7 protein-coding genes are annotated in these 7245 nt (G+C 61.6%); 5 read left to right on the top strand and 2 right to left on the bottom strand.

What is annotated here, in order from left to right; translation table 11 throughout:
• Both E0F99_RS27835 and E0F99_RS27840 read right to left on the bottom strand, forming a co-directional pair.
• The coding region (locus E0F99_RS27835; RefSeq protein ID WP_130909052.1) for a sensor histidine kinase at nucleotides 1-1120 on the bottom strand (1120 nt) is incomplete at its 3' end.
• Nucleotides 1098-1781 (bottom strand): response regulator transcription factor, encoded by a 684-nt coding sequence (locus tag E0F99_RS27840; protein WP_083358060.1) that lies wholly within the window; start codon nucleotides 1779-1781, stop codon nucleotides 1098-1100. The genes E0F99_RS27835 and E0F99_RS27840, both read right to left, overlap by 23 nt.
• A 391-nt stretch (nucleotides 1782-2172) precedes the next feature.
• On the opposite strand from E0F99_RS27840, the gene E0F99_RS27845 reads away from it, so the two are divergent.
• From E0F99_RS27845 to E0F99_RS27870, 5 genes are all read left to right on the top strand, one after another.
• Complete coding sequence (locus tag E0F99_RS27845; protein WP_083358061.1) at nucleotides 2173-3078, top strand: hypothetical protein; 906 nt, start codon at nucleotides 2173-2175, stop codon at nucleotides 3076-3078.
• Nucleotides 3079-3508: 430 nt separating this feature from the next.
• On the top strand, nucleotides 3509-3847 hold the full coding sequence (locus E0F99_RS27855) for a hypothetical protein (protein ID WP_083358062.1): 339 nt from the start codon (nucleotides 3509-3511) through the stop codon (nucleotides 3845-3847).
• A gap of 96 nt (nucleotides 3848-3943) precedes the next feature.
• Nucleotides 3944-5182: a TolC family protein gene (locus tag E0F99_RS27860; RefSeq protein WP_083358063.1), complete on the top strand. Its 1239-nt coding sequence runs from the start codon at nucleotides 3944-3946 to the stop codon at nucleotides 5180-5182.
• Nucleotides 5175-6404 (top strand): efflux RND transporter periplasmic adaptor subunit, encoded by a 1230-nt coding sequence (locus tag E0F99_RS27865; protein ID WP_083358064.1) that lies wholly within the window; start codon nucleotides 5175-5177, stop codon nucleotides 6402-6404. Before E0F99_RS27860 ends, E0F99_RS27865 begins: the two co-directional genes overlap by 8 nt.
• The coding region (locus tag E0F99_RS27870; protein WP_130909053.1) for an efflux RND transporter permease subunit at nucleotides 6401-7245 on the top strand (845 nt) is incomplete at its 3' end. The genes E0F99_RS27865 and E0F99_RS27870, both read left to right, overlap by 4 nt.

A 7245-nucleotide genomic window follows, 5' to 3' on the forward strand; every position in this document is an offset into this window, starting at 1 on the left:
CCGCCGGGGGCGGAAAACTGTTCGAGTGGCTCAACAGGTTGGCCAAGGCCTCGAACAACAGTGCGCGGTCGCCGGTGATCCACGGCAGCGAGTCCGGCACGTCGAGGCGCAGTTGCAATTCACCTTCTTCGGCCAGGGGCAGGTAAAAGTCATGCAGCTCGCGCAATAACGGCAGCGGGTCCATCACCAGGAAACCCGAGCGGCGCTGGTGGTCTTCCAACTCCGAGATGCGTAACAGCCCACGAAAGCGCGCCATCAGCGTGTCGGTTTCGGCAATCGCATCGTCCAGTTTCACTGCGTAGACGGAGTTTTCCTCTGCCTCTTGTTTGATGCGGTAGAGCTGCGCACGCAAGCGCGTCAGTGGCGTGCGCAGGTCGTGGGCGATGTTGTCGCACACGCCCTTGACCTCGTTCATCAGCTTTTCGATGCGGTCGAGCATGGCGTTGACGATGGCAGCGAGCATATCCAGTTCGTCGCGTCGATCCGACAGCGGCAGGCGGTGGGTCAGGTCGCCGGCGACGATGGCCTCGGCACTGGCCTGAATCCCGCGAATACGCCGCAACGGGCGACGGCGTAACAAATGCCAGCCAGCGGCGCCGGGTATAATGGTCAAAGAGAGCGCCCACAACAGCGCATGCCAGATGATTCGAGTTACGCCAAACAGTGAACCATTGGCGCGCACCAGTACCAACCAGCGTCCGTCTTCGGTGTGGGTGGCGACGGCGTCGCAGCTGTCTTTGGGCAGTTTCGGGTCGTCGGATTCGACACAATTGACCAGGGCGTGGATCTTGCCGTCCAGCGGCAGGTCCGGCGGCAACGCGCGGATCGGTCCGCTCAACGGCCGAAATTGCTCATCGAACAGGCCATAGGCGTCCACGCCCTTCATATCGAAGGTCATGCTGGTGGTCAGTGCCTCCACCAGCTCTTCACCGTCGAAGCGTTGGAACAGGTGCTGGCGCTGCATCAGCGAGTGCCGCGACAAGTCGCCCAGATAACCCGACACTTCGTAGTACAGCACCCCCATGAGGATGCAGCTCCACGCTACAAACAGCGAACTATAGAGCGCCAGCAAGCGGCTGCTGGAGGAACGCCAGCCCTTAGAGGGGTTCAGCAATGACATAACCGGAACCTCGTACCGTGCGGATCAGCGGCGTGAGGCCCGGTGGATCGATTTTCTTGCGCAGGCGACCGATGTGCACGTCAATCAGGTTGGTGCCCGGGTCGAAGTGATAACCCCAGACTTCCTCGAAGATCATCATCCGCGACAGGATCTGTCCGGTGTTGCGCATCAGGAATTCAAGCAATTTGTATTCGGTGGGCAGCAGGCTCAGCGGCTGTTCGGCGCGGCTGGCTTCGCGGCTGATCAGGTTCAGTTCCAGGTCGGCCACGCGCAGTGCGGTCTCGAACTCCTTGACTGTACTGTTGCGCCGCAGCAGCACTTCGACGCGGGCGGCCATCTCGTCGGAAGCGAACGGCTTGGTCAGGTAGTCATCGCCACCGGCCCGCAGGCCACGCACCCGCTCGTCAACATCGGAGAGGGCGCTGATCATCAGGATCGGTGTCGACACTCCAATGGTACGCAGGGTCGTGACGATGGCCAGGCCATCGAGTTCCGGCAGCATACGGTCGAGGGTGATCAGATCGTAATCACCACTCACAGCACGGACCAGGCCTTCACGGCCGTTGTCCACCCAGTCCACATCCAGTCCATGGCTACTCAGCTCGGCGACGATCTCACGGGCTGTTACGGCGTCATCCTCGATGGTCAAAATACGGGTCATAGGATTACCTGGTGAGCGATACACACTAGAAGTGGGGACATTTTGCCAAGAAGTAGCTGAATGTTTCCTAAATTAAACTTCATCTTGGCAAAACTGGCGCAAATTTAATCGCTGAGCCGGTCCGGTGTGGGCGCTGGCTTGCCGGCGATGGCAGTGTGCCGGCAAGCGTTTTGTCATTGGTACACCGCTATCGCAGGCACCGCGTTTGGGGGGAGATTGCAGAACGCCCGCCCTGAACAGACATTTCTTGCAACTTGCATGGTTCAAGTGAGTTCAATTTTTTTAACTTGTTGAAATGTAAGCAATTTATTTTTCTTTCGGCTGGCATGGTGCCTGCACTGTCCCTTTTGCGAGTTGTAACACTATTTTTCCTGCCGGGAGCAAAACAACAATGATTTCATCCTCATCCACGCTGCAAGAGTCGAGCACGCACTCCGGGGTTTCCTGGGGGGCGATTTTCGCCGGTGCCGCTGCCGCGGCTGCACTGTCGCTTATTCTGGTGTTGCTGGGCTTCGGCCTGGGCTTTTCGGCGGTGTCGCCGTGGGCCGATAGCGGCATTAGCGCCAAGGGGCTGGGCATTTCCACGATTGTCTGGCTGGCATTTACCCAGATCGTTGCTTCGGGCCTGGGCGGTTATATCGCCGGCCGGTTGCGCGTGAAGTGGGCCAATATGCATGGCGATGAGGTGTACTTTCGCGACACCGCCCACGGTTTCCTCGCGTGGGCAGTCGCTACGTTGGTCACCGCGATGCTGGTGGTGGGTTCGGTCAGCAGCGTAGTGAGCGGCGGCGTCAAAGCCGGTGCGGGCGTTGCTTCCAGTGCCGCCAGCGGCCTTACCCAGGCAGCGGGCAGCGCCGCCAAAGGCGCCAACCGTGGTGACTTTGGCTACTACGTCGACAGCCTGTTTCGCGATGACCGCCCAGCCGCCGTCAGCGATGACGCCGTGCATGGTGTCGTAGCGCGCATCTTCACTCGCACCTTGAGCAACGACGGCCAACTGGCGCCTGAAGACCGTGCCTACCTGGCCCAGTTGATCAGCCAACGCACCAACCTCAGCCAAGCCGACGCCGAAGCGCGCATCGACAAGGTCTACGGTGATGCGCGAAAAGCCATCGAAGACGCCAAGCTCAACGCCAAGCAGGCCGCCGATACCGCTGCGAAAGTGGCTGCCTACACCTCGCTGTGGACCTTTATCGCGCTGTTGATCGGTGCGTTCTTTGCCAGCTTCGCTGCCACCTTCGGCGGCCGTCGCCGTGATGCCGTGGTGTATGTCGACACCGAAAACTACGTTCGTTAATTAAGGAGAACATCATGCGCTCATTACTGCTTTGGTTCCTCGGCGTACCTATCCCGGTCATCATCCTGATCGCGATCTTCATGCACTAAACCTCAGCCAGGCTCGGTCCCCCGTGGGAGGGGGCTTGCTCGCGAAGGCGCTGTGTCAGCTACTCATGGGGTGGCTGGCACGCCGCTTTCGCGAGCAAGCCCGCTCCCACATTTGGTTGGGCGCAGTGTCAGCCGGATGATTGCAGGGGGAGCGGCCAGCAAGCCGGGTTGCATTGTGTGTTGTGGCTGCCGGCCGGTGTCGAGCAAGCAAGTTTTGTGTGGGTGTGAGCCTGCTGCCTACAGTGATCATCGGCTATACCGCGCGGACCCTGGCGCAGATCCGTTATCACGGGCAATTTTTAATAGCGGCTTAATGTGCGCTTGGCTAGACTCGCGCCCCTATGAGCCGCCTTCTGCGTTTAATCCTGGTCATGCTGTTAAGCCTCACGCTTCCCCTGACTGGGATGGCGGGTGTGCCGTCGAGCAGCGAGCCTTGCCCGATGAAGATGTCGGACATGCAGATGATGACCGACATGGCCCCGGACTGCTGCCAGGACGGCGCCGACCATGGCAAGGCCTGCAAACCCGGGCAGGAATGCAAGACCGGCAGCCTGCTGCAACTGTCCATGCCGGTGCTCAAGGCCCCGCTGACCCTGGCCCATCCGCTGGTTGCCGGTCTCTCTTCTGATTTCATCCCCGACCGCACGCCGTCCGGCGTCTGGCGCCCACCCCGTTCCTGATTCCTGTAGCACCTGAAGACTCATCCCGTATTCGGGATGGCATTGCTGTGGGCCGCGTAAAGCGGAACGCAGTCGAACAGATCAGGAATATTCACCATGAATTCCCTCTACTCGCGCGCCCTGGTGGTGGGCGTGCTGACATGGCCCGCGCTGGCCTCTGCGCTGACCCTGGATGACGCCTTACGCCTGGCGCAAAACAACGCACCTTCGTTGACCGCTGAGACAGCCAAGCTGCACGCGGCTACCCAAGCCGCCATCCCGGCCGGCGAACTGCCCGACCCGAAACTGGTGGTGGGCCTGCAGAATTTCCCCGTCGGCGGGCCCAATCGCGGCACGTTGTATGGCGATGACATGACCGAGCAGATGATCGGCATCCAGCAACAGGTGCCCAGCCGAGACAAACGCAAGGCCCGTATTGAGTTGGCCGATGCGACGGTAGAACGGACGGCGGCTGAGGGCCGCATCGAACGCCTCAATGTGCGTCAAGCCACCGCCCAGGCTTGGATTCGCGCGTTCGCAGTGGAATGCAAAGAGGCGTTGTTCAAAGACTTCTACCAACAGAATCGCCTGTTGCAAGACAGCGTGAGGGCGCAGTTGGCCGGTGGCCGTGGGCAGGCCGCTGATACGGTTATTCCCAAGCAGGAAGCCGCAGAACTGGCCGAACGCGAAGATGAATTGACCCAACAACGGGCCCAGGCTCGCGCCGCCCTCAAACGCTGGATCGGCCCGGCCGCTAATGAAGCGCCCAGCGGCCAGTTGCCCAACTGGACCTTCGACAGCCACGGCTTGAGCCACAATCTGCATCAACATCCCGAGTTGCAAGCCTTCGTACCGCGTACCCGCGAAGCGCAAGCGCGTTTGCAGGACGCCAAGGCGCAGAAGACTTCGGATTGGAGTTGGGAAGTGGACTACCAACACCGCGGCCGCGAATACGGCGATATGGTCAGCCTGCAATTGAGCTTCGACCTACCGATTTTCCCTGGCCGCCGGCAAACCCCGGGCATTGCCGCCAAACAGGCTGAGCTGGACCAACTCGACGCTGAACGCGAAGCCGCCACCCGTGAACATACCCAGATGCTCGATGACGATTTGGCGGTTTACCAACGCCTGGACCGTGCCGTGCAACGCGGTCAGGACAGCCTGGTGCCGCTGGCGCAAGAGAAGGTAGCCCTGAGCCTCGCCAGTTATCGCGCAGGTAAGGGCGACTTGATGAGTGTGGTCAGCGCCCGTCGCGAGCTGGTCGAAGCCCGCTTCAAACAGCTGGAAGCCATCGAACAGCGCGCCTTGATCGGCGCCCAGCTGTACTTCGCCTATTGGGAGCCCACCCATGAATAATCGAATCGCGGCAGCGCTGTTGTCTCTTGGCTTGGGCGCGGGCTACGGGTTGGCGCAGTTGCAGCCGGGCGCGCCTGCACTGGCCAAAAACGACAAGCAGGCCCTGTACTGGTACGACCCGATGTTCCCGCAACAAAAATTCGACAAGCCCGGGAAGTCGCCGTTCATGGACATGCAGTTGGTGCCGCGTTACGCCGAGGGCGCCTCTGGGGACACGCCCAGTAGTGTGCAGATCGACCCACGCCAAACGCAGAACATCGGCGTACGGCTGGCGACGGTCAGTCGTGGCGTGATGACCTCCACCCTGGACCTGTCTGGCATCCTCGCCTTCAACGACCGGGATGTCGCGGTGGTGCAAGCGCGGGCCGGCGGGTTTGTCGAACGGGTCTACGCGCGGGCGCCGGGGGATGTGCTCAAGGCCGGCGCGCCGTTGGCGGACATTCTGGTGCCGGAATGGGCCGCAGCCCAGGAAGAATTCCTCGCCCTGCGTCATACCGCTGACAGTGGTTTATTGGCGGCTGCCCGCCAACGCCTGCGCTTGAGTGGCATGCCTACTGGGCTGATCACCCAGATGGAGCGCAGCGGCCAGGTGCAGTCGGTGTTGACCGTCACCACGCCGTTGGGCGGCGCGCTGCAAACCCTGGACGTGCGCGAAGGCATGACCGTAGCGGCGGGGCAGACCCTGGCACGGGTCAATGGTTTGGATCAGGTATGGTTGCAGGTCGCTGTGCCCCAGGCTCAAGGCGAGACGTTGGCCGTGGGGCAAAGCGTGGTGGCGCAGTTTGTCGGGTTGCCGGGCAAAACGGTCCACGCCAGCGTCAGCGCGATCTTGCCGGCCAACGCCATCGACAGCCGCACCGTGCAGGTTCGCGTCGAACTGCCCAACGCCGACGGCAGTTTGCGCCCCGGTATGACCGCCCAGGTGCGCCTGGCACAAACCAGCGGGCAAACGGTGTTGCAGGTGCCCAGCGAAGCGTTGATCCGCACCGGCAAGCGCGTGTTGGTGATGCTGGCCGAGGAAGGCGGGCACTTTCGCCCGCTGGAAGTCGAGGTGGGCGCCGAGAACCAGGACCAAACCGTGATCCGCAGCGGCTTGCAGGAAGGCCAGCAGGTGGTCGCGTCCGGTCAATTTTTGCTGGACTCTGAAGCAAGTTTGCGCGGATTAGTATCGCCAGCGTCCGGCACTTCTGAAATGAGCATGCAGCCCGGAGCTCAGCCATGATCGCCTTGCTGATTCGTTGGTCGGTGGCCAACCGTTTTCTGGTACTGCTCGCCACGCTGTTCATCACTGCGTGGGGCGTCTGGGCCGTGCAAAACACGCCGGTCGATGCCTTGCCGGACCTCTCGGATGTGCAGGTGATCATCCGCACGCCGTACCCGGGCCAGGCGCCGCAGATTGTCGAAAACCAGGTCACCTACCCCATGACCACCACTATGCTTTCGGTGCCGGGCGCGAAGACCGTGCGCGGTTTTTCGTTCTTTGGCGACAGCTATGTTTACGTGCTGTTTGACGAAGGCACCGACCTGTATTGGGCGCGTTCGCGGGTGCTGGAATACCTCAGCCAGTTGCAGGCGCGGCTGCCGGCGTCGGCTAAGCCGGCGCTGGGGCCGGACGCCACCGGGGTTGGCTGGATTTATCAATACGCGCTGGTGGATCGCACGGGGCGGCACGACCTGGCGCAGTTACGCGCGCTGCAGGACTGGTTTCTCAAGTTCGAACTCAAGACCCTGCCGAATGTGGCGGAAGTCGCGACCATCGGCGGCCAGGTCAAGCAGTACCAAGTGCAGCTTGACCCGCTGGCCCTTGCCAGTCGTGGCATCACCCAGGCGCAAGTGGCGGACGCCATCGGCAAGGCCAACCAGGAAACTGGCGGTTCGGTACTGAATATGGGCGAGTCCGAGTACATGCTGCGCGCGTCCGGTTACTTGAAAACGCTCAACGATTTCCGCGCTATTGCACTTCGCCTCGACAGCAACAATGTGCCGGTCACCCTCGGCGATGTAGCAACGATTCAACTCGGCCCGGACTTGCGCCGGGGCATCAGTGAACTCGACGGCGAAGG

This window comes from Pseudomonas antarctica, assembly GCF_900624995.1.
GTDB lineage: Bacteria > Pseudomonadota > Gammaproteobacteria > Pseudomonadales > Pseudomonadaceae > Aquipseudomonas > Aquipseudomonas antarctica.